Annotated in this window: 18 protein-coding genes; 7 read left to right on the top strand and 11 right to left on the bottom strand. The window is 61.9% G+C overall.

Annotated features, from left to right (window positions below; genetic code table 11):
- Positions 1 to 39 precede the first annotated feature (39 nt).
- Positions 40 to 411 carry a glutathione S-transferase N-terminal domain-containing protein gene (locus tag AAGQ88_RS08750; RefSeq protein WP_342655008.1) on the top strand — a complete coding sequence of 124 codons (372 nt, stop codon included), beginning with the start codon at positions 40 to 42 and terminating at the stop codon, positions 409 to 411.
- Positions 412 to 483: 72 nt separating this feature from the next.
- Here the strand turns inward: AAGQ88_RS08750 and AAGQ88_RS08745 are convergent, their stop codons facing one another.
- The 3 genes from AAGQ88_RS08745 to AAGQ88_RS08735 form a co-directional block, all read right to left on the bottom strand.
- Positions 484 to 870, bottom strand: coding sequence for a lysozyme inhibitor LprI family protein (locus AAGQ88_RS08745; protein WP_342655007.1), 387 nt, complete (start codon positions 868 to 870; stop codon positions 484 to 486).
- Positions 871 to 995: 125 nt separating this feature from the next.
- The gene (locus AAGQ88_RS08740) at positions 996 to 1598 is read right to left on the bottom strand and encodes a glutathione S-transferase family protein (protein WP_285425740.1); all 603 of its coding nucleotides are present in this window, start codon (positions 1596 to 1598) and stop codon (positions 996 to 998) included.
- Positions 1599 to 1655: 57 nt separating this feature from the next.
- Positions 1656 to 2822: a PLP-dependent aminotransferase family protein gene (locus AAGQ88_RS08735; RefSeq protein ID WP_342655006.1), complete on the bottom strand. Its 1167-nt coding sequence runs from the start codon at positions 2820 to 2822 to the stop codon at positions 1656 to 1658.
- Positions 2823 to 2903: 81 nt separating this feature from the next.
- Between AAGQ88_RS08735 and AAGQ88_RS08730 the strand changes: the two genes are divergently transcribed.
- Positions 2904 to 3341 (top strand): MarR family transcriptional regulator, encoded by a 438-nt coding sequence (locus tag AAGQ88_RS08730; protein WP_093467085.1) that lies wholly within the window; start codon positions 2904 to 2906, stop codon positions 3339 to 3341.
- A gap of 192 nt (positions 3342 to 3533) precedes the next feature.
- Entirely contained in the window at positions 3534 to 4721 is a 1188-nt protein-coding gene (locus AAGQ88_RS08725) for a benzoate/H(+) symporter BenE family transporter (protein WP_342655005.1), read from the top strand.
- Positions 4722 to 4805: 84 nt separating this feature from the next.
- On the opposite strand, the gene AAGQ88_RS08720 is transcribed toward AAGQ88_RS08725, so the two are convergent.
- The 3 genes from AAGQ88_RS08720 to AAGQ88_RS08710 all read right to left on the bottom strand — a co-directional run bounded on the left by AAGQ88_RS08720 (position 4806) and on the right by AAGQ88_RS08710 (position 9651).
- On the bottom strand, positions 4806 to 6776 hold the full coding sequence (locus AAGQ88_RS08720; protein WP_342655767.1) for a methyl-accepting chemotaxis protein: 1971 nt from the start codon (positions 6774 to 6776) through the stop codon (positions 4806 to 4808).
- Positions 6777 to 7109: 333 nt separating this feature from the next.
- Positions 7110 to 8039: an LD-carboxypeptidase gene (locus tag AAGQ88_RS08715; RefSeq protein WP_342655004.1), complete on the bottom strand. Its 930-nt coding sequence runs from the start codon at positions 8037 to 8039 to the stop codon at positions 7110 to 7112.
- Between the two features lie 139 nt (positions 8040 to 8178).
- A complete protein-coding gene (locus AAGQ88_RS08710; RefSeq protein WP_342655003.1) occupies positions 8179 to 9651 on the bottom strand; it encodes a mechanosensitive ion channel domain-containing protein in 1473 nt (490 codons plus the stop codon).
- A 168-nt stretch (positions 9652 to 9819) separates the two neighbouring features.
- On the opposite strand from AAGQ88_RS08710, the gene AAGQ88_RS08705 reads away from it, so the two are divergent.
- Positions 9820 to 10395, top strand: a complete 576-nt coding sequence (locus AAGQ88_RS08705; RefSeq protein ID WP_093467073.1) for a TetR/AcrR family transcriptional regulator — start codon at positions 9820 to 9822, stop codon at positions 10393 to 10395.
- A gap of 1 nt (position 10396) precedes the next feature.
- Here the strand turns inward: AAGQ88_RS08705 and AAGQ88_RS08700 are convergent, their stop codons facing one another.
- Positions 10397 to 11158 carry an SDR family oxidoreductase gene (locus tag AAGQ88_RS08700; protein ID WP_285425746.1) on the bottom strand — a complete coding sequence of 254 codons (762 nt, stop codon included), beginning with the start codon at positions 11156 to 11158 and terminating at the stop codon, positions 10397 to 10399.
- A 247-nt stretch (positions 11159 to 11405) separates the two neighbouring features.
- Between AAGQ88_RS08700 and AAGQ88_RS08695 the strand changes: the two genes are divergently transcribed.
- The 3 genes from AAGQ88_RS08695 to AAGQ88_RS08685 all read left to right on the top strand — a co-directional run bounded on the left by AAGQ88_RS08695 (position 11406) and on the right by AAGQ88_RS08685 (position 14664).
- Complete coding sequence (locus AAGQ88_RS08695; protein ID WP_342655002.1) at positions 11406 to 12410, top strand: NADP-dependent oxidoreductase; 1005 nt, start codon at positions 11406 to 11408, stop codon at positions 12408 to 12410.
- A gap of 254 nt (positions 12411 to 12664) precedes the next feature.
- Positions 12665 to 14008, top strand: coding sequence for a CDP-diacylglycerol--serine O-phosphatidyltransferase (gene pssA, locus AAGQ88_RS08690; RefSeq protein ID WP_342655001.1), 1344 nt, complete (start codon positions 12665 to 12667; stop codon positions 14006 to 14008).
- Positions 14009 to 14010: 2 nt separating this feature from the next.
- Positions 14011 to 14664, top strand: coding sequence for a TetR family transcriptional regulator (locus AAGQ88_RS08685; RefSeq protein WP_342655766.1), 654 nt, complete (start codon positions 14011 to 14013; stop codon positions 14662 to 14664).
- A 173-nt stretch (positions 14665 to 14837) separates the two neighbouring features.
- Here the strand turns inward: AAGQ88_RS08685 and AAGQ88_RS08680 are convergent, their stop codons facing one another.
- The 4 genes from AAGQ88_RS08680 to AAGQ88_RS08665 form a co-directional block, all read right to left on the bottom strand.
- The gene (locus AAGQ88_RS08680; protein ID WP_342655000.1) at positions 14838 to 18464 is read right to left on the bottom strand and encodes a molybdopterin cofactor-binding domain-containing protein; all 3627 of its coding nucleotides are present in this window, start codon (positions 18462 to 18464) and stop codon (positions 14838 to 14840) included.
- A 14-nt stretch (positions 18465 to 18478) separates the two neighbouring features.
- Positions 18479 to 18967: a (2Fe-2S)-binding protein gene (locus AAGQ88_RS08675; RefSeq protein ID WP_285425751.1), complete on the bottom strand. Its 489-nt coding sequence runs from the start codon at positions 18965 to 18967 to the stop codon at positions 18479 to 18481.
- Positions 18968 to 19219: 252 nt separating this feature from the next.
- Entirely contained in the window at positions 19220 to 19678 is a 459-nt protein-coding gene (locus AAGQ88_RS08670) for a MarR family transcriptional regulator (RefSeq protein ID WP_285425752.1), read from the bottom strand.
- 243 nt (positions 19679 to 19921) lie between these two features.
- Positions 19922 to 20971: a 2,5-dihydroxypyridine 5,6-dioxygenase gene (locus AAGQ88_RS08665; RefSeq protein WP_342654999.1), complete on the bottom strand. Its 1050-nt coding sequence runs from the start codon at positions 20969 to 20971 to the stop codon at positions 19922 to 19924.
- Positions 20972 to 21289: the final 318 nt, after the last annotated feature.

Here is a 21289-nt window from a genome sequence, read left to right as displayed (position 1 = left end):
GGCCGTCTGGCGGTAATGATCGCCGAATGAGGTTTGAGCATGTTGATGAAGGCATTGAGAGTCGGCCTGGGCCAGGTCGTCATTCTGGTGGATTTCCTGACCCGTCCCGGCAAGAAAAAGCGTTCGCCGCAAGCGCAGGCGGCCGTCGACGCGTCGGCACAGGACCTGACGCTGTATCAGTTTCACGCCTGCCCGTTCTGCGTGAAGACCCGCCGCACGCTGCGCCGCCTTAACGTGCCAGTGGCGCTGCGCGACGCGAAGAACAACGAGCTCGACCGTCAGACCCTGCTCAAAGAAGGCGGGAAGATCAAAGTGCCTTGCCTGCGGATCGAAGAAGCCGGCCAGACCGTCTGGATGTATGAATCCAAGGCGATCATCGACTACCTCGATAAGCGCTTCGCGGCAGTCTGACAGCACTCGCGCGGCTTAAACCCTGTAGCGGCTGTCGATCGACGCCGCTGCCATGACAGCCGTCATCGACGCTTATTTCGGGCAGCCTTCCTGCCGACATGCCGTATAAGCTTTCAACTGCTCGACGCGCGTCCGGGTCTGTTCGGTCAGGCACTGCGCCTGCGCAAGTGGCCACACGCTGCCGCCATCCTCACGCTTGCCCACCTGGTACGCGCAATCGGCGTCACGAAAGGCGATCCATTTCTTCTGCGCATCCTGCAGAGCCTTCTTCTTCGCCGGGCTGGTGAGAAACGCCATCTGCGCCTTGTACTGAGCGTTCAACTCGCTGTCCAGCGCTGCGTACTGCTGGCTCGCGCACTGGTTCATCGCCGCCTGAGTCGAATCACAATCCTGCGCCTGGGCAGAACAGCCGATGCCCAGCGCCATGAACGTGCCCACCGCTATCATCATGAAGCGCATTGCAATCTCCCTTTTCATCATTGAGCGTCTGGCCGATACCGGACGACCCTTTTTGCTTGCACGGTACTCAGACATAAAAAAACCGGTCACTGCTGCCAGGACCGGCTTTTTAATTGCGCCGACACTCAATCCAGCATGCCGACGTAGCCTGGCTGCTGCTGAACACGCTCGAGCCAGTGTTGGATGGCCGGGAATTGAGTCAGGTCAAAGCCCCCCTGATGAGCGACGTGGGTGTAGGCGTACAGTGCGATATCGGCGATGGAAAAATGCTCGCCCACCAGAAACGGCGTGCGTTGCAGTTGTTGTTCCATCACTTTCAGGGCTTTGTAACCGCGCTTGTGCAGCGAGCGGTATTCCTCCAGACGCTCTTCGGGAAGGCCGAGGTAAAACTGGATGAAACGGGCAACGGCGATGGTCGGCTCGTGGCTGTATTGCTCGAAAAACTGCCACTGCAGCATCTGCGTGCGCAGACGCGGCTCGGTCAGCAGCAGAGGCGTACCTTCGGCGAGGAAGTTCAGAATCGCGTTGGATTCCCACAGGCACGTCCCGTCTTCCAGCTCCAGAACCGGGATCTTGCCGTTCGGGTTTTTCGCCAGAAACGCTTCGGTCTCGGTCTCGCCTTTGAGAATGTCGATCGGCACCCACTCGTACGCCGCGCCCAACAGGCTGAGCATCAATTTGATTTTGTAGCAGTTGCCCGAGTTGTAATCGCCGTAAACCTTGTACATCTGTTGCTCTCCCCTTCGTTCGTGCAAACGTGCCCGCTGCTGCGTGTGCGTAATGTATCAGGCTGCCTGGGCGGCCTGCGCGTCTGTGATGACCGCCGCCAGACGTCTCAGGCCTTCGTCGAGCCGTTGCGGATCGATGTGGCTGAAGTTCAGCCGCAGGTAACCGGGGTTGGCGTCCGGATCGGTGAAAAACGGCTCGCCGGGCATGAACGCAACGTTCTGCGCCAGCGCGCTGTCGAGTAAGGTGCGCGTGTCGATTTTCTGTTTGAGCGTCAGCCAGAAAAACAGGCCGCCCTGCGGGGAGTTCCACTCGGCAAGGCCGCTGAAGTGACGCTGCAGCGCCGCCTCGAACTGATCTCGACGGATGCGGTAGAAACCGCGCAATTCCAGCAGGTGCTGCTGGTACTGCTCGCTGCCGATCCATTGCAACGCCTGCCACTGACCAACGCGATTGGTGTGCAGATCGGCCGCCTGCTTGAGTTTGAGCAGGTGCGGAAACAGATCGGGCGTGGCGATGAGGAACCCTACGCGCAGGCCAGGCATCAGCGTCTTGGACACGGTTCCGGTGTAGATCCAGCTGGCCTTTTTCAGACGACTGACGATAGGCCGCGCGCTGGCGCCGTCAAAACTCAACTCGCGATAGGGTTCGTCCTCGATCAACGTGACGCCGAACTCGTCCAGCAGTGCTGCGACGGCGTCCCGCGCCTGCTCGCTGTAACGCACGGCAGACGGGTTCTGGAAGGTTGGGATCAGGTAGGCGAATGAAGGCGCGTGACGCGTGAGGCGCTCGCGCAGTATTTTCAGGTCCGGGCCGTCGGTGAGTAACGGGACGGTGAGGCAATCGGCGCCAAACAGCTGGAAAATCTGCAGCGCCGCAAGGTACGTCGGGCCCTCCAGAAGAATCTCGGTGCCCCTGTCGATATACAGTTTCGCCGCCAGGTCCAGTGTCTGCTGCGACCCGCTGACGATCATCACCTGGCTGGCCTCACAAGGGATGCCCAGCGCGCGTGCCTGCGCGGCGAGCGCTTCACGCAATTGCGGCTCGCCCTCGCTCATGCCGTATTGGCCGATGCTGCGCGGCATGCCCGACCAATCGCTGTGCGGCAGCATGGTCTCAGCCGGCAGACCGCCTGCGAACGACATCATTTCCGGACGCTGGGCAGCGGCCAGGATTTCGCGAATCAGAGAACTCTTCAGTCGGGTAACGCGTTCGGAAAAAGGCATGTGATCACCGCTGGCGGACATAATCGGAAATACGTCAAACTGGTTGACCAAAATTACGACGACTCATACGGATACGTCAATATGCTTGACCTTAAAAATGCGGCGACGCAGCAAATTGCCATGGAAGCGTTTTTTTTCGGTTATCAGGCGTTCACCGCCAAAGCCGACGAGATGCTTGATCGGCGCGGCCTGAGTCGGGTGCACCAGCGCATCGTGTTTTTCATCGCGCGCTATCCGGGCCTCAGCGTCAAGGAACTGCTCGGTGTACTGGGCGTGAGCAAACAGGCGTTGAATACCCCGCTGCGGCAGTTGATCGAGATGGAACTGGTGCTCAGCGTCGCGCCCGAGGACGACAAGCGTAAGCGGCTGCTGGAACTGACGGCCGAAGGCGCCAGGTTCGAGGAATCGCTGCGGCGCGAACAGGTGAAGCTGCTGCAGAAGGTCTTCGCCGAAGCTGGCCGGGAGGCGGTGGACGGCTGGCTGGCGGTCAATCAGGCACTGGGGCATGCGGTGAAATGATCACCGTCGCGTCGCTCTGCCCCGAGTAACGGATTCACATCGCGCAGCGGTCCGGTGATTGGCCTGTGCGGGCGACGCACCCGGGCCTGGCAACTGTGCCGATTATTGCGCGTATGGCTGTATCGCAACGAACGGTAACAACTGCGTATAGGCTAGCCATTCTGATCCAACCGCCGCTTGCAGGAACACCGAATGACTGACGCGACACACACGCCGCTGCGACCACTGGCCGACTCTTCGCCTTCGGCCATCGTCGCCGGATTCATCGCCATGATGACGGGCGTCACCAGCTCTCTGGCGCTCATCTTTCAGGCCGGACAGGCGGCCGCCCTGACGCCGGCGCAGATCTCCTCCTGGATCTGGGCGCTGTTCATCGGCATGGCGATCTGCAGCATCGGTTTATCGTTGCGCTACCGCTCGCCGGTAACTGTGGCGTGGTCGACGCCGGGCGCGGCGTTGCTGATCACCAGCCTCGGCCATGTGGCGTATCCGGAGGCCATCGGCGCCTTTATCACCAGCGCGCTGCTGGTGTTCATCTGCGGCGTGACCGGCACCTTCGAAAAACTGGTCAAACGCCTGCCGACCTCATTGGCCGCGGCCTTGCTCGCCGGCATCCTGTTCAAGATCGGCAGCGAGATTTTCATCGCCGCGCAGCACCGCACCGGCATGGTGCTGGGGATGTTTTTCACCTACCTCATCGTCAAGCGCTTCTCGCCGCGTTACGCCGTGCTGGTCACCTTGCTGGTCGGCGTGGCGCTGTCGGCCATGCTCGGCATGCTCGACTTCAACGGGTTCACGCTGGAAGTTGCGGTGCCGGTCTGGACGACGCCTTCGTTTTCCCTGGGCGCTACGATCAGCATCGGCATTCCGCTCTTCGTGGTGGCCATGACCTCGCAGAACATGCCCGGCATCGCGGTGTTGCGCGCAGACGATTACCACGTCCCCGCTTCTCCGCTGATCAGTGCAACCGGGTTGATTTCGATCCTCACTGCCCCATTCGGCGCTCACGGCATCACGCTGGCAGCCATCAGCGCCGCGATCTGCACCGGCCCGCACGCTCACGAAGATCGCAGCAAACGCTACACGGCGGCCATCTGGTGCGGAATTTTCTACGCCATCGCCGGCGTGTTCGGCGCCACGCTGGCGGCGCTGTTTGCGGCGTTTCCCAAGGAACTGGTGCTGTCGATCGCCGCGCTCGCACTGTTCGGTTCGATCATCAACGGCCTGACGGTGGCGATGAACGAGCCGAAAGAGCGCGAAGCCGCGTTGATCACCTTCATGGTCACCGCGTCGGGGCTGACGCTGTTTTCCATCGGCTCGGCGTTCTGGGGGATCGTGGCAGGGGTTCTGACGTTGCTGATTCTGAATTATCGCAAGTGAGGGCAGACACCGCGTCTGCAGGTCTGGCTGCCGGTTACTGGCCTGCCCAGCAGGCGTGACATGCCGCGCTCAGGCGAGGCGTTATTACAGCCTGAAATGCCCTACCATGCCTTTCAATTCCATGCCCAGTGAGGCGAGCTGGATGCTGGATGCGGCGTTGCCTTGCATGGCCAGGGCCGATTGATCGGCGCTGGCGCGGATGCTGGTGACGCTGCGGTTGATCTCTTCGGCCACTGAGCTTTGTTCTTCGGCGGCGGCGGCGATCTGTTGATTCATCTGCTGGATCATCGAAACCGCTGCCGCAATGCTGCCCAGGGCGCTCTCGGTCTGTAACGCATCACTCACGGCCAGCTTCACCAGCTCGCCGCTGTTCTGGATCTGCGCCACCGAGGCTTGCGCCCCGGATTGCAGGCTGGTCACCAACCGCTCGATTTCTTCGGTCGATTGCTGAGTGCGCCTGGCCAGCGCCCGCACTTCATCGGCGACCACCGCGAAGCCTCTGCCCTGCTCGCCTGCCCGCGCGGCTTCGATGGCCGCGTTGAGGGCCAGCAGGTTGGTCTGCTCCGCGACACTTTTGATCACACTCAGCACTTTGCCGATGTTCTGGATCTCGGCACTGAGGTTTTCGATGCTGTGACTGGCCGAGTTCGCCGAAGACGCCAGCTGCTCAATGCGCTGCATGCTCTGGCGCACCACCGCCTGGCCGCTGTCGACCTTGGTGTCAGCGGTCTGTGCTGCCAGCGCCGCTTCCTCAGCATTACGGGCCACGTCGTGAACGGTGGCGGTCATCTGATTCATGGCCGTGGCCACCTGCTCGGTTTCCTCTTTCTGGGTGCTGACTTCCAGATTGGTCTGCTCGGTCACGGCTGACAACGAGTGCGCCGACGTCGCCAGTTGTTCGATTCCCGCCTGCAGGCCGCTGACGATGCCACTCAGGCCGGCGCCCATCTGCTGCATGGCCTGCATCAGCTGGCCGATTTCGTCTTTGCGGGTGACCTGAACCGTGCCGCTCAAATCACCCGAAGCGATCCGCTGAGCGATGGCGATCACACTGCGCAGCGGGGCGACGATGAGGCGGGTGATGACAAACGAGGCGATCAGACCGACGAACAATGCAAGGACCGAAGAGCCGATGATTTTCAGCGAGTTGGCCTGAAGCTCCGCCAGCATCGACTGATCTTCCGCATCGTAAGCCTGATTGACCTGCTGCACGACGGTTTTGGCGTTGGTCGCCAGTTGCGCAGAAACCTTGGCTTCACTGTCCAGCAGCCCGGTGTACTCGTTGAGCTTGTCGCTGAAGTTGGTGATATGCCCGCCCACCTCGGTCAGCACGGTCAGGTAGCCGGCGTCCTTGATTACGCCTTTGAGCTGTTCGGCCAGTTCCTGGGCCTGAACCGCCTGTTCGATCTGGCCTGTCTTGGCCTCTTCACCGGAACCGGTCTTGCGGCTCTTGTCCAGCCGCACGCGGGCTTCGTCCATGGCCTGCATCATCAATTTGGAAATCTGGCTGACCTGATTCGATTGTTCGATGAATTCCCCGCCCTGCTGGCCTTGCGAATCTTTCAGGCCGTAGGCTCCGTCATCCGCGAGCCCGGCCTGCAGGACGTCAAGATTGTTGGCGACGCTGGACACCGACCAACTGGCCATTTCCAGCGCCAGATCCTTGCTCTGACTGATGCTGACGAATTCATCGAAGGATTTGCGATACGCCGCGAGCGCCTGCTGGACCTCGCCCATGACCTGCTGATTCACGGCAGAGCTGGCTTTGAGCTGCTCGGCCTGAGCATTCAGACCATCGAGCCCCGCGTGCAACTGATCGACGACCTTCGGATCGCTGTGCAGGGCGTAATCCTGCTCCAGCAGGCGAACCCGGTTGAGCCCGGTGTTGAGCGCGGTCATGTCCTTGAGGCTGTCGAAATGCACGCTGATCGAGCGCAACGACCAGACGCCGATGGCGGCGACAAGGGCGGTCAACAGCAGGACCAGCACGAACCCGATGGCCAGCTTCTTGGCCATACCCAGATTGGCAAAACGCGTTTTCACGGCCGAAATCATATCGCTCAATCCCCGCTCGACAGCTGAAGGCGCACACAATGAGGCCAGCTCAGCACGGCCATTCAATTTTCGTGCAGATTCGCAATGGGTCAGCTGCAAAACAAGTCTTTGACGTCGGAATAATGGCAAATAGCTACGCCAGCGTCGCTTCCAGAATGGTGACCGCCGTATCTAGAGCAGACAGCAAAGCATAGCGAGCGCGACGGCCCCGTATCAGCGGCCTGTTGCGTCATTCAGTAACGCGCCAGGAAGGAGCGAAACCGGCCTGCGGTGACAGTTCGTGCGCCGTTCAGGCTCGACGGTGAGGCCGCCTGATCGCTCGATCCGCGTCGGTCAGCGGGCCGCCGCTGAAACGGTCAGCGTGCCTTCGTCGGCATTCAGCACCGCGTGAGTGCCCAGTGCCACGGCCAGATTGCGATCGCCGTGACCGATGGAAAGTCCGCCCAACAGCACGATCCCCAGGTCGCCCAGCCGCTCACTGAGTACATCTGGAGGCCGCACCGGATTATTGCCGTGGCCGGGCTCGCTGAACTGGCCGACCGCAATACCGCGCACCTGCTGGAGGATTCCGCAGTTGCGCAATTGTGTCAGTAACCGATCGACCCGGTATGCCAGTTCGCCAACATCCTCGATGAGCAGGATCGCATCGCGCAGATCGGGCATGAACGGCGTGCCGACGCAGGTGCAGAGCATGCTCAGGTTGCCGCCCAGCAGAATGCCTTCGGTAACGCCACGGGTGCGCACGCTGAAGGTGGGCTCGTCTGCGTCGGCCGTGATCACCGAGGGTTGAGTGGTCATCAGCGCTTGCTTGAGGGTGCTGGCGAAAACGCCGCCTCGCTCCAGTTGCGCGGCCACCGGGCCGTGAACGGTGACAAGGCCGGTCCGGTTCCAGAGTGCGCCGTGCAACGCCGTGATGTCGGAAAAGCCCGCCACCAGTTTCGGGTCGCGGCGCACGGCATCGTAATCGACGTGCTCGAGAATGCGCTGCACGCCATAGCCGCCCCGGTTACACAACACGGCACGAATGTCCGGATCGGCGAGCGCATCGTTCAGATCCGCCACCCGGTCGGCATCGCTGCCTGCGAGAAATCCCGTGCTGTCCAGTGCGTGCGGGTAAACCCGAGGGCGCAATCCCCACGCCGTCAGCTCGCGCACAGCGGCCTGAACCCGAGCCTCGGCCACCGGCCCTGCCGGCGAGACCAGCGCTACCGCGTCGCCAGCTCGCAGGACTTGAGGATGCAGGGTCGGAGGGGATGCGGGCATGTGGGCAACTCGGCTGGCGTTTAAATGAACAGGCAATGTAGAGCACTCGTTGCGTCGAATCCAGAGGGCGGTGCCGCTGCGTGCGGTCGGGCCAGAACGATCCGGGGCGACGAATCTGTCACGAAGGGTGTCGGACATCTCAACTCATTCTGTCGGGCGGGCGCGGGCCGCGAGTGATTTCCAGGCGCTTGACGCTTTTGCGCAACCAACTGAGGAATCCGCTCGGATCGACCACCGCCGGTTTGGTTTCGAGCATCGAAGCACGGGCCTTGGCGCGGAATTTCGCGAGCCCCGCCAACGCGCCGAGCAATTCCCCATGTTCGGCCAGCCAAGGCTCCAGGTCGGCCTTTTCGATCCGGTAAATCATGCAATCGGTGTAAGCGCAGAAGCGCGCCTGTGTCGGCGAGGCGTCCACGAAACCGCCCTCGCCGAGCAACTCGCCGGGCCCCATCCGTCCCAGTTCCAGCCAACCCTCAGGCCGCAGCAGGGAAACCGACACCACGCCTGATTCAATGATGAACAGCGCATCAGGGACGACGCCTTCGGCCAGCACGATCTCCTTGGCGGTATAAGCGGCCAGACGCATGTGTTGCTCAAGCTGAGCGCGGTCCGCGTCGCTGAGCATGCGCAAGGCGCCGACGGTATTGAGCACCTGAGACTGCCGGGAAGCAGGGCGCAACTGTTCCTGCCGGGTTTCAGTGGACGCCAGCTGCCGGTGAATCAGATCGAACAATTGATTGCGCACCGCCGAGCGTCGGTCACGGGATTTGACGTAGCCGGTGACCTCGTACTCGACCGTGCGCATGCCGGACTTGACCACGATCGCCGAGGGCTTGGGCTGGGCCAGCAGCTCGCGACAGCCCTGCAGCGCCTTGTCCAGCGAGTCCAGCACCAGGCTGGGGCGCAGACGGGTCGAGAGCTCGATGGACAGCGTGACCGAATGAAAATGATCCGGGCGGCTGAAATTGACGATGCGGGTCTTGGCCGCCATGGAGTTGGGGATGACCGCCATGCTGCCTTCGGACGTCAGCAGATGGGTGGAGCGCCAGTCGATTTCGATCACCTTGCCTTCGATATCGTCGACGCGAATCCAGTCATCGACACGGAACGGTTTGGTGGCGTTGAGCACAATCCCGGAGAACACGTCACCCAAGGTGCTTTGCACCGCCAGACCGAAGATGATCGCCACTGCGCCGGACGTCGCCAGCAAGCCCTTGACCGGCAGATCCAGCACATACCCTGCCGCAGCGACCGCGGCCACCAGGAAGATGATCGCGCCCATCACGTCCTGAAGCAGATGGCCTTTGCCACCGATGCGCGGCTCCATCACCACCACTGCCAGCACGGTCAGCGTGCGTGCGCCGAACAGCCACCAGGCAATGGTCAGCAGCGTACCCAACACATGGCGCGGCACCGACCAGTCCATCGGCACCTGATAAAGCGGGCTCAGGCCGCCGTCGAGCAGGGCCATGCTGAAGAGGACGAACAGCACCAGCCGGCACACGAGCTTGCGCCGCAGAAATCGGGGGTGAAGCCATTGCCAGAGCAGCAGGTCGATGATCAGCAACAGCGAGGCGCTGATCAGTGGATAGGCGAACCACAGATGATCCATCGAAGCTCCCTGAAGGTAGACAGCCAGTGCAGCTTAGCTGATTACTGCGCGAGCGGATGAGGTACCGGAACAGGATGTCGTACGCCCTCCAATCCACCGCATGGACGTGCCACATTTGGCGTATGATCGATCGCCATATCGCTCAGAACGTTGTCAGCGGAGGTTCTCATGTCGCGCTCACAGGCCGAGAAGGCTGCCATTCATGAACACATCGTCGACCTCGCCGCCGCACGCTTCCGCGAAGTCGGGCTGAACGGCATCGGGGTGGCCGACCTCATGAAGGAAGCGGGTCGAACGGGCGGCGGATTCTACAAACACTTCGAATCCCGGGAAAAACTCGTTGAAGAGGCCCTGCAATGCGCCTTCGATAAGCGGGCCAGTGCTCTGGAAAAATACACCGAACCGGATTCCACGCTGACAATGAGCGATCTGGTGGAGCGTTACCTGAGCGAACGACACCTGAACGATCCGGGATCGGGCTGTGCGTTCGCCGCGCTGGTCAATGATGTCGCCCGCAGCAGCGATCCGGTCCGCGAGATGTACGCTCAGGGGCTTGAAAAAGAATTCGCGACACTGGCCAGCCTGAGCAGCGCAAAGCAGTCGGCCAAAAAGCGCGCGCAGGCGGTGATGGCGATGTGCACCTTGGTAGGCGCCATCGGCCTGGCCCGCGCAGTCAAGGACGAGGACATGACCGCAGAGATCCTCAATGTCGGCAAAACCCTGCTCAAGGCACTGGACGCCTGAATCAGAACGCCGTCACGCCGCCGTCCACTGCCAGTGAATGCCCAGTCGTGAAGGCCGCTCCGTCGCTGCACAGATAGAGCACGGCCGCGGCAATTTCCTCGACCTTGCCGATGCGTCCCACCGGATGCATAGTGGCCGCAAATTCAGCCTTGCGCGGATCGGCTTCGTGAGCGCGACGGAACATATCGGTGTCGATCACCGCCGGGCACACCGCGTTGACCCGAATGTGTTTCTTTGCGTATTCGATGGCGGCGGATTTGGTCAGACCGATGACTGCGTGTTTCGAGGCCGCGTAGATGCTCATTTTTGGCGCCGCGCCCAGCCCGGCCACCGATGCAGTGTTGACGATGGCCCCGCCGCCCTGAGCCAGCATGACCGGCAGTTGGTACTTCATGCACAACCAGACGCCTTTGACGTTCACGCCCATGATGGCGTCGAACTCGGCTTCGCTGCCCTCGGCCAGCCGCCCTTTCTCGATCTCGATGCCTGCGTTGTTGAACGCATAGTCCACCCGGCCGAACGCGCTCACCGCCTGACTCATCATCTGTTGCACATCGGCTTCACGGGTCACGTCGCAGCGCAGGAAAAGCGCCTCGCCTCCGGCCTGACGAATCAAACGGGCCGTTCCTTCTCCGCCATCGCTGTCCAGATCGACCAGCAGCACTTTCAAGCCCTGCTCGGCAAACGCCAACGCGGTGGCGCGTCCAATGCCTGCGGCGGCGCCGGTCACCAGGGCAACCTGGCCGGAAAACGTCATGCTCATGGAGTCGTCCTTTTTGTACTTATATAAAGAGGGATGGCGCGAGGCCGGACAGCGGCAGTTTAGCCAGTGCCTTGCGCCGCCCGTCAGCACTATCAAGGGCCCGGTTAAAGGTGCATGCACCGCAGTGATGTAGAGCGCCAATCACATCATCGAGATGGATCGGGGCGCATTCGCTGCAACGTCTTTACTTGCCCGGCGCGACATGCGCGTCTATCACTGGCGTTTCTCTTCTTGATCGAGAACCATCATGACCGCCTTGAACAACCGCCAGTTTCTCCTCGCCCGACGCCCCGTCGGCGCCGCGAGCCGCGACGACTTCACCTTTCAGACCGTTCCAGTGGCGACAGCGGCTGAAGGGCAGATCGTGGTGAAAAGTGAGTACCTGTCACTTGACCCGGCCATGCGTGGCTGGATGAACGAGGGCAAATCGTACATTGCCCCGGTTGAACTGGGCGCGGTCATGCGGGCGCTGGGCGTGGGCAAGGTAATCGAATCGAATCACCCCGGGTTTGCGGTCGGCGACTACGTCCAGGGCGTGCTGGGCGTGCAGGACTACTTCGTCGGCGAGCCCAAGGGCTTCAACAAGGTCGACCCCAAGCGGGTGCCCTTGCCGGTGTATCTGGCGGCATTGGGAATGACCGGCATGTCGGCGTATTTCGCGCTGCTGGAGGTGGGGCAGCCGAACGCCGGGGACACCGTGGTGATTTCCGGGGCCGCAGGTGCGGTGGGCAGCATTGCCGGGCAGATCGCCAAAATCAAAGGCTGCCGGGTGATCGGTATCGCGGGCGGCCGGGAAAAATGCCAGACACTCATCGACGAGTTCGGCTTCGACGGCGCCATCGACTACAAGAGCGAAGACATTCACGCCGCCCTCAAACGCGAATGCCCGAAAGGCATCGACGTGTTTTTCGACAACGTCGGCGGCGACATTCTGGATGCCGTCCTCACGCGACTGGCGCTGAAGGCGCGCGTGGTGATCTGCGGCGCGATCAGTCAGTACAACAACAAGGAAGCCGTCAAAGGCCCGGCCAACTACCTGTCGCTGTTGGTCAACCGCGCGCGAATGGAAGGTTTCGTGGTCATGGACCATACGGAGCATTTCGCCCGGGCGGGCATGGAAATGGCCGGCTGGCTCGCCCAGGGCAAGCTCAAGAGCAAAGAACACATCGTCGACGGCCTTGAAACGTTTCCGGAAACGCTGCAGATGCTGTTCAAGGGTGAGAACAGCGGGAAACTGGTGTTGAAGGTGTAATCCGATTGCCGTTTATCTGCAGGACAGCTCTTGCCCACGAAGGCTGGGCCGCCACCGACCGAAATGCGTCGGCGGCCCGGGCCACTGCGGGCAAGCGCGCTGCAACCGGTGTGCAGCCCTGCGCGCCGCTGCGCCATTGCCCTCCGGGTTCCTGAAATTTCCCTGAACAAGTCAACGAAGCCGCTGCCAAAACCACCACAAGGCGCGCGCTGGTGTAAGCTCGTGCGCTGTTGATCCGACCCATCGAGAGGCTTATGCGGGCTCCCTTCCGACGTTCTACCCTTGCGGCGTTGCGCGGTTTCGAATCCTCCAGCGCGGCGATTACCCTTCTGCCCAGTGCGGCTGACTATCGGCGCACGCTGCTGGAAAAGATTGCCGCAGCGACCCGGCGCATCTGCATCGTCGCGCTGTACTTGCAGGAAGACGAAGCCGGTCAGGAAATCCTCGACGCCCTCTACGCCGCCAAAGCGGCAAGGCCTGCGCTGGACATCGTCGTGCTGGTGGACTGGTTTCGCGCGCAGCGCGGGCTGATCGGCGCGGGCAAGCAGGCCGGCAATTCGGCGTGGTATCAGGCGCAAAACCTCGAGCACGAACAGGAAGTGCCGGTCTACGGCGTGCCGGTGCAGACCCGCGAGCTGTTCGGCGTGCTGCATTTGAAGGGCAGCATCATCGATGACTGCGTGATCTACAGCGGTGCCAGTATCAACAACGTTTACCTGCACAAGCTGGCGAAATACCGGCTCGATCGGTATCACTTGCTGGAAAACAAGGGCCTGGCCGATTCGTTTCTGCGTCTGGTGCAACAGGAAATCCTGCCGTCCGAGGCCGTGCACCGGCTGGACCTGCCCAACCCGCCCGCCTCGCGCAGCCTGCGCGGGGAAATCCGCCAGTTCCGCCAGCGCCTCAAGCGCGCCAGTTATGACGTCAACGACGGCATCCGCGAGAATGGCGAATTGCGCCTGATCCCGCTGCTGGGCATCGGCAACAAGAACCCGCTGAGCAAGACGCTGTGCGACCTGATCGCCGCAACCCGGCATCAGCTGACGCTGTGCACGCCATATTTCAACATGCCGCTGGTGATCAAGCGCGAGATCAACCGGGCCCTCAAGCGCGGCGTCAAAGTGGACATCATCATTGGCGACAAGACTGCCAACGACTTCTTCATCGATCCGGACGAGCCGTTCAAGGTCATTTCCGCGCTGCCTTATCTGTACGAAATCAGCCTGCGTCGTTTCATGCAGAAGCATCAGACGGCGATCGCCAGGCATCAGTTGAACATTCACCTGTGGAAACACGGCGATAACACCTATCACCTCAAAGGGTTGTGGTCCGACGAGCGCTACACACTGCTGACAGGCAACAACCTGAACCCCCGCGCCTTCCAGCTGGACCTGGAAAACGCCGTGCTGATCGACGATCCCAAAGGCGAATGGCTCAAGCCGCGCGCTCAGGAGATCGAGCTGCTGATGCGCAACACCCATCGCGTCGGCAAGTTCGACGAACTCGACACGTTGAGTGAGTACCCGCTGGGCGTACGCACCTTTCTGCGGCGCGTCAGCCGCGTGCGCGTCGAACGCCTGCTGTACCGGATTCTGTAACGATCATGAGCAAAAACACTGGTATCCGCGCGCAACAGGCCGATCAGACGCGAGCGCGCATCCTCAAAGCGGCCATCGCCGTGTTCACCCGCGACGGCTACTCCGGCGGGCGAATCGAAAAGATATCGGCCGAGGCCGAGTCCAACGACCGGATGATTTATTACTACTTCGGCAGCAAGGAGAAACTGTTCGTCAAAGTGCTGGAGCACACCTACGAGCAGTTCAACCGCACCGAAAGCACGCTGCAGCTGAACCCGTCGACACCGGTCGCGACCCTGCGGCAACTGGTGGCATTCGTCTGGGACTACTACGTGACTCATCCGGAATTCGTCGCGATTCTGAGCATCGAGAACCTGCACAAAGGCAAGCACGCCCGACAGTCCAGCGAGTTGCGGCGCCTGTCAGGCGAAGCCGTCGGCGTGCTCAGACCGATCATCGAAGCGGGTCAGCAACAGGGATTGTTCCGGGAGGATGTGGACATCAAGCATGTCTACCTGATGATCGCCTCGCTGTGCTACTTCTATAACTCGAACCTGCACACCCTCACCTCGTTTCTGGGTCAGGACATGGCCAGCCAGGGCGAGCGGCAGGACTGGCTGGCGTTCATCCAGGATCTGGTGGTGCGTGGGGTGATGGTGTTGCCGGCCCAGGCATGACACCCGGCAACGGCAAGAGCGCGGCGCATTCGGCCGTCGCACTCGACCTCAGCGCCTGCACACTCGACAGAACCGGCGAACGCGTTGCAGCAGCGCAATCGCATTCGCCGGTTGTACAACTGGGGTCCTCGTCGATTGCATTGCGAGCCATGCCTGCAAGCGCTCGATGCCTGTCAGTGGATGCCGGGATTGGCCTTCAGGTAGGCCACCTTGTCCTGCAGCCCCGTCCATTGCGGCTCATTGGGCGCGAACCGAGTGCGCAGGTACGCCGCCAGATCGCTGATCTGGGTATTCGACAGGCTGTCCTTGAAGCCGGGCATGTAACCCAGGTCCGCTGTTGCCGGTTTGGCGATGCCTTGCTGAATGACTTTGATCAGATTGTCCGGCAGCGCGCTGTGCACGTTGGTGTTGGTCGCAAGCGACGGGCTGACGCCGAACAGTTTCGGCCCCAGACCATCGGCATGACAGCCTTGGCAGGAACCCTCGAAAACGCGCTGGCCATTGCTCAGCGACTGCGGGGAGACCGTCGCCACAGTCACTTTTTGTGCGGTTACTGTCGGCGCAGGCATTGTCGGCGCAGCCGCTGTCGGCGCAGGCATTGTCGACGCAGCCTCGGCGGAGCCGTTCAAGGACGCGAGGTACACCGCCATCGCGCGCACGTCGGTCCTGGGCAACTTCGCCAGCTCCGAAACCACTGGCCCCATCGGTCCGGCGGCCACGCCATGGGCATCGGAATAGCCGGTACTCAGGTAATTGAACAATTGGTCCTCCGTCCACGGCGTCGGCGCTTTCGACAGGCTGTTGAGCGCCGGTGCCTCCCAGCCGTCAACCATGCCACCTGCCAGGAAGGAGGCGCCGCCCTTCTCCGCTCCCATCAGGTTGCGCGGTGAGTGGCAGGCGGCGCAGTGGCCCAGGCCGTTGACCAGATATTGCCCGCGATTCCATTGCGCACTTTGTTGTGGCTGGGCCTGAACCTCGCCTTTGCGCAGAAAAAGCGCGTTCCAGCCGGCCATCAACGGTCGCATGTTGAACGGGAACTGCAGGGCATTGGCGGGCTGAACCTGCTTCACCGGCGTCTGCGACATCAGGTACGCGTACAGCGCCTGCATGTCGGCGTCGTCGATATTTCGGAACGCGGTGTAGGGAAACGCCGGATACAGATGTTTGCCATCGCGACTGATGCCGTCACGCATTGCCCGCTCGAATGCCGGATACGACCAGTTACCGATGCCCGTTTCAGGGTCGGGCGTGATGTTGCTGCTGTAAAGCGTGCCGAAAGGTGTCTGCATGGCCAGACCGCCGGCATTGGTCACGCCACCCGCGCTCGTGTGGCAAACGGCACAATCGCCAGCCGAGGCCAGCAATCGCCCGCGCTCCAGCGTCGCCGCCGACCAGGTGCCGGCGGCTGGCGGGGCAATCGGGGCAATTTCCGCGCGCCACGGCAGCGCCGTCGCCGCCACGCCCAACACTGCGCCAAATGCTGCAAACAATGAACCGAACAACCATTTGGAGCGCTTGGCCTTGGGCGATTCGGGCGGCTGGACGCTGGCCTCGTCGCCGGCGCTTTTCATCGCGGCCAGGATGCGTTCGGCAGTGATCGGCAGCTCGCGGAAGCGAATACCGGTGGCGTCATAGACGGCGTTGGCGATCGCCGCCGCGCTGGGCACCGACGCCGATTCGCCCGCGCCCATGGGCGGCTCGGTCTGGCGCGGCATCATCACGACGTCGACCTTGGGCACTTCCGGGAAGGTCAGGATCGGATAGCCGCCCCATTCCTGACTGCTGACGGTCGACTCCTCGAACGTCACGCGCTCCTTGAGCACGCGACTGGTGGACTGGATGACGTTGCCATGGATCTGATGTTGCACGCCTGCCGGGTTGACCATCATTCCGGCGTCGTGCCCGATCACCACGCGGGTCACCGACACATCACCGGTGTTTTTGTCCACCGCGACATCGGCGACCCACGCCGCCCACGCCGCGCCGAAGCCGGGAAATTTGCTGTGGATGTAACGGGCGTAGGCAAACCCGCGCCCGCGTAGCACGCCGTCGTCTTCCGGGGTCTGCATCGGCTGGGTGCGTGGCGTCCAGTCCGCACGGGCGGCGGTCGCCTTGACCAGCTCGCTGGCGCGGTCGTCGTTGAGGTAACGCAGACGATATTCGACCGGGTCGACGCCGGCCGCGAAGGCCAGTTCATCGATGTAGGATTCGTGGGCGAAGGTGTTGGGCAGCGCCGAGACGCCGCGCATCCATGACGCCCGGACAATCGGCGCCATGTCATTGATGGTGACGCGCATGTGCTCGATCTCGTAGGGCGGGATCGAGGTCCGGTCGCCCATCTCGAACATGGCAGCCACCGGGTCGACCCGCCCGGTCAGCAAAAGCGCGAGCGTTGGCGAGTTGTTCGACGGGTAACTGGTCGTGAAGTCGTAGCCGGCAATACCGCCCTCGGCGGTCAGCCCGCCATCGACTTCCATCAACTGCGCCGTCCCCTTCGGCTCCCACACGTGTTCCTGCTCGCGGGTCAGTTGCACCCGGACCGGAAGGCCCACCGCTCTGGACAACAGCACGGCGTCGGCGCACACATCGTCGGCGCAGTTGCGCCCGTAGCAACCGGCCGCTTCCATGCGAATGATTTCAATCCGTTCCTCGGGGTATTCCAGCAACCACGCCAGATCCGCCCGCAACATGTGCGGATTCTGCGTGCCGGACCATACCCGGATGCCGTCTTCGCGGTAGTCCGCCAGCCCGCAGGACGGTCCGATCGAGCCGTGAATCTGGTAGGGCCACAGGTAAGTGCGGGTCATGCGCTCACTGGCATCGGCCAGCGCCTGCTCGACATTGCCCTTGTCCAGCACCACGCGCTGGATGCTCGGGTTATCGCGAATGGCCTGCTCGACGTCGCTCATGTCCGGCAGCTTGTGCTGCCAGGCTTTCCAGCGGACTTTCAGCTCGCGCGCAGCTTTGGCTGCCTGCTCTTCGCGCATCGCCACCACGCCGACGAAATCACGGATCACCACCACACGCACGATGCCGGGAATATGGGCGATGGACGACTCATCGACTTCCAGCAGGCTGTTGCCGACGAAATCGCCGGTGTCGTGGCCGGCGTACGGCGGCCGCACCACCCGACCATGCAGCATGTCGGGCAAGCGCATGTCGTGAACGTAGGTCAGCTCGCCCGTGGCTTTGCCGGGGATATCGACCCGCGCGGCGCCCTGCCCCACCAGCTTGTAGTCTTCCTGACGCTTGAGTGGCGCGTTGCCGGAGATGCGCAATTCGACGTGTCGATCGATCAGCAGATCGCCAAATCTCGCGCTGCGCCCGTCGGCGGCTTTGATCACGCCGCTTTCCACAACCAGAGAATCGGCACTGACAGCCCAGCGCTGCGCGGCCTGCTCCAAGAGGTAGCGGCGGGCCTCGGCGGCGGCATTGCGCAGCGGGATGGCGGAAATCTGCAACGTGGCGCTGGCGATGGTCGCGCCTTGATTGGGCGCGCGCTCGGTGTCGCCCAGGACCATGGTGACCTGATCCATCTGCAGGTCGAGCTCTTCGGCGACGATCTGCGCCAGGGACGTGCGGATGCCGGTACCCAGATCGACATGGCCGTTGAAGGCGTAAACCGTATTGTCCTGATCGATGGCGATGAACAGCCCCAGTTCCTTGGGCTTCACTGTGGGGGTGCCGCCTTTGGCGACCGGGCCGGAGGGCGGCAGGATGTCGTCAACGACAAGCAGCACGCCGTTTCTGGCCAGCAGTTCGTCGCGGGTGGGGGTGGGCGCAGTCGTGGGCTGATTCAAGGAGGTCGCTCCGTTCAAAGCGAATGGCGCGCGGCACGCATGACCGCACGAAGGATTTCGATGTGGGTGCCGCAACGACACAGGTTGGCCGACAGCTCATTGCGAATCTGCGCCTCGGTCGGGTGCGGATTGCGGTCGAGCAAGGCCTTGGCGGTCATGATCATGCCGTTCATGCAGTAGCCGCATTGCGCGGCCTGCTCATCGATGAACGCCTGCTGCACCGGGTGCGGGCACTGGCGGGAGCCGATGCCCTCCAGCGTGGTGATTTCCCGGCCTTCGGCGCCTGCCAGCGGGAAGACGCAGGCGCGCGCCGCCACGCCATCGACAATCACCGTGCAGGCACCGCATTCGCCCAGACCACAGCCATATTTGGGGCCATTGAGGTGCAAGTCGTTACGCAGGATCAATAACAGCGGCGTGTCAGGCATCGCCGTGACGGACGAAGTCTGACCGTTGACCTTGAGTGTCACGGTCTTCTCAGCCGCCAGGAGCTGCTCGCTCATATTGCCTTCCCCATTCGTTACCCGCCCTCCCTGGCATTTGATGAAGTGTTCACTTCATGAAAAGAGAGCAGGAAGCGTGCCAGTGCCAAAATGGAGGGCGCGAAATGATCGGAGGGAAGTGCAGACGAGCCTGTGGGAGCCGCTTATTCGCGAAGAGGTCGGCCCTGTCGATTCATCATCATCAGGGGCTGCTCTACGGTCTTCGCGAACGCGACCGCCCACCCGTATTTACAGGTTGTTCAACGGACCGGATTACTCGTCCGGCTCGTCGATCAGCTTGCGCAGCAGATAAAGCACCGCCACGCGTTCGGCGGGATTGAGTTTGCTCAGGGTCAGCTCGGTGATCTGCGCGGCGCGGGGCACGGTCTCCTGCACCAGTTGCAGGCCACTGTCGGTGAGGCTGCAGATCACTTTACGCCGGTCCTGCGGATCAGGATCGAGGCTGATCAGGTCCCGCGCCTTCAGCCGGTCGACGATGCCGCGAATGGTCGCCTGATCGACCGCTGTCGCCTTGACCAGCTCCGTCTGCGAGCTGGGCCCGTGATCGCGCAGCGCGCACAGGGTCACGAACTGCACGGCAGTGAGCTGCGAATCACCGACGTTCTGCTGGAAGATCGCCAGATGCCGCTGGTACGCCTTGCGCAGCAAGTGGCCGACCTGTTCGGAAAAGGTGTAGGACTGATTGTTTTTGGATGATTGGTCGGTAGACACGGAGGGGCTCGTTTGGCGGATCCGGGGAGATGGCGGCTACATTAACGGTTGCGCCGGGCTAAAGGGAGCCCTCAGGTCAACCCAAGTCAAAACGGTGGGAGGGAGCCAACTGTTTTCACCTCCTCGTCGATCAACGGCGTAACATTCGACGCCTTCCCGGCTAAAGCCGGTCCTACGAAAAACTTGCAGCGTCCGTAGGACCGGCTTCACAGGATTCAGATCCTGGTATGAAGGAGAAACGTCTCAGGCCTTCGAGGCCTCGGGCGCAACCACGTCACCGCCCAGGACCACCGCCAGGTCATCCAGATAGATGTCGCAATGGCGCAGCGGAATGTCCAGATGGCACGGCGTTTTACGCTTGCCACCCACTTCGGTATTCGGCCCGGTGGAGAACAGGAAATTGCCATAGAACGCCCTGGCGTCCATGCACATGCCGTCGTTCTTGTCATGCAGGCCCATGGCCGTCCACTGCGCGCGAGGCTGCAATCCCCAGCCGATGTGGGAAATGCCGTACACCTCGGGATCGTTGAAATACTTCATGTAGTCGCGCAGGTATTCGGCCTCGAAACCGCCATGAATACCGGTGATGAAGCCCTTCTCGATCTCCAGCGTGATCTGCTCGCGGGAGTAGGTCTTGAAGGGCAGAACGATGTCGCCGACATCGATGACCAGCGTACCCTCGGCGGTCTCCTCGTTCGGCCAGGAGAACAGAAAACCACTGGGCCAGTGATCCCAGCGCCCCGGCTCGTCGGCAAAACCGTACTCGGTGACGGACGGATACTGTCCCAGCTGCGCGCGGAAATCGCTGCCCGCTCGGGACTTCACGTGGATCGAACGCGCCGCTTTCAACACCTGTTCTGCCGCCAGCACGCGCTCTTTGTCCGCGACGGTCGGCAGCATGCGCGCCAGCACTTCCGGGGGTTCGACAGCCAGCAGAATGCGAGTGCCGGTCTTGAGGATCTGCTCCTGCTCGGGCGAATGCAGCAGCATCATGGTGTCGACCACCAGATCGGCTGCCTCAAGCGCGCGTTGTGCCGCCAGATTGCCGGTCATCGCGGTGTCGCCGCAGTACGCCGTCATGTCGTTGCCCATGGCTTTGGGGTGATTGAACGAGGGCAGCTCAACCGCGTAGACCTTGGCGCCCAGGCGCTGCGCGGCGTCCATGGCGGCGCGCACGGTGCGCGGGTCTGAATAGTGACTCTTGAGGACGGCGACACTCTGGGTCGGGTCCACCTTCGACAGTTTCAGCACATGCTCGAACATCTGGGTCAATTCGCAATCGCTAACCGGCATCTCTGATCTCCTGGTGGTTCGGGCTGATCTTTCTGCGTGACGCCAAGTGCACCATTGAAAGGCATCACGCTTCACTCTAGTGCATTTTTTAAAGCGTACACGCTAATTAAAAGTGATAAGACATCAATTGAAGGCAGTCTGCAATAGCTGCGCCAATTCGTTACCGATGCACACATACGTTGAATTCAGCGGGTTACGAAGGGTGACATGCCTATTTGCGACGTCGCTGAGTCTTTTTTGAAATACCTGTTCACATTTGAAAAATTCAGCGTATACACTTAAAAAACGCAGCATGACGACGCGCCGTCGTCGACATGT

Origin of the sequence: Pseudomonas sp. F3-2 (assembly GCF_038804275.1) — a bacterium.
Taxonomy (GTDB): Bacteria; Pseudomonadota; Gammaproteobacteria; order Pseudomonadales; family Pseudomonadaceae; genus Aquipseudomonas.
This window is presented reverse-complemented; position numbering and strand designations above follow the sequence as displayed.